We start from the raw sequence: 493 nt of genomic DNA on the forward strand, positions 1-493 counted from the left end.
TTGCTGGCGCAGGCCAAAGGCTTGCCGGCGGATTTCGAGGAGCATTTCTTTGATGTACCGCTGGCGGTGCGGGTCGAAGTCGATCAGCAGCCGCTGGGCGAAGCCATGGTGGTGCTGTCGCGAGATGACCGCATCACGCTTCTCGAATTCACCGATACCAGCGAAAACCGCTTTGGCCCGGCCGAGCGGGAAAAGTGGGCGAGCTACCTCAAACCCGGTGTGCCTCTGGGCGCGTGCCGCGGTTCATGTCCCGTTCAGTTTCTGGCGGTGCACTACAACCTGCAAAGTTCGCTGGTTTCGATCCTCACTGAAAATGCCGAGCGCGATGTTCAGGCCAAGCGTTATTACGAGCAACCCGATGGAGGCAGTCGTGGCCTGATGGTGCGCAATCAACTCAATCTCAATGGCGGCCAGGATCAGGATCTGGGTGGGCGCTTCGGCCTGGAAGCCAGTTCCAGTCTGGGCAACTGGAGCCAGACCCTCAACCTGCAAA

The 493-nt window shown here is 59.6% G+C and carries 1 pseudogene; it reads left to right on the top strand.

Annotated elements, in window-relative coordinates:
- Positions 1-493 (top strand): annotated as a pseudogene (locus J5M71_RS27550) (pilus assembly protein PapC); the annotation flags it as partial.

The sequence above is a fragment of the Pseudomonas sp. 43(2021) genome, assembly GCF_017490805.1.
Lineage (GTDB): Bacteria > Pseudomonadota > Gammaproteobacteria > Pseudomonadales > Pseudomonadaceae > Aquipseudomonas.